Below are 935 nucleotides of genomic sequence, written 5' to 3' on the forward strand. Positions count from 1 at the left end.
TGGCGGGGAGTCCGGTCACCGTGGACACGATAGGCAGCTTCGGACGGTCGTACGACACGCTGCGCACGACCTCACGGAAGTCACCGAGCATCGGCTCCATCAGCGGCGAGTGGAACGCATGACTCACCCGGAGAGCGGTGACCTTGCGGCCCTCGGCACGGAAGCGCCCGGCGATCTCCTCCACCGCCTCCGCCGCACCGGAAACCACCACCGCCTGCGGGCCGTTCACCGCGGCAATGCCCACCCGCTCACCCAGCAGCGGCAGCACCTCGCCCTCCGAGGCCTGCACCGCCACCATCGCACCACCCTCGGGCAGCGCCTGCATCAACCGGCCACGCGACACCACCACACGACACGCATCCGCCAGCGACCACACACCCGCCACGTGCGCCGCGGCGATCTCACCGATCGAATGCCCCGCCAGCACGTCCGGACGCACACCCCACGACTCCAGCAACCGGAACAGCGCCACCTCCAGCGCGAACAGCGCAGGCTGCGCAAACTCCGTCCGGTTCAGCCGGTCGGCGTCCTCACCGACGACGACCGCCTTCAGATCGAACGGCAGTTCCGCACCCACCGCATCGAAAGCCTCGGCGAACACCGGGAACCGCTCGTACAAGTCCCGCCCCATACCGAGGCGTTGCGAACCCTGACCGGCGAACAGGAACGCCGTACGCCCCCGCACCACCGCACCCCGCACCACCCGCGCATGCGACTCACCCGCCGCCAGCGCGGCCAGCCCCGACCGCAACTGCTCCCGGTCCGAGCCCACCACCACCGCACGGTCCTCGAACACCGACCGCGTCACCGCCAGCGACCACCCCACATCCGCCACCGACCCCGACCCACCGGACACGGACCCCAGCAACCGCGCCGCCTGCGCCCGCAACGCAGCCTCACCCCGCGCCGACAACGGCCACACCACCACACCGCCG

The 935-nt window shown here is 71.2% G+C and carries 1 protein-coding gene; it reads right to left on the bottom strand.

Translation table 11 applies throughout. The features are described 5' to 3' along the window. Nucleotides 1-928: acyltransferase domain-containing protein (locus tag AC5WRT_RS38930; protein WP_496101101.1), on the bottom strand; the 928-nt coding region annotated here is incomplete at its 3' end. Nucleotides 929-935 lie beyond the last annotated feature (7 nt).

The organism is Streptomyces sp. NTD91 (genome assembly GCF_059510455.1).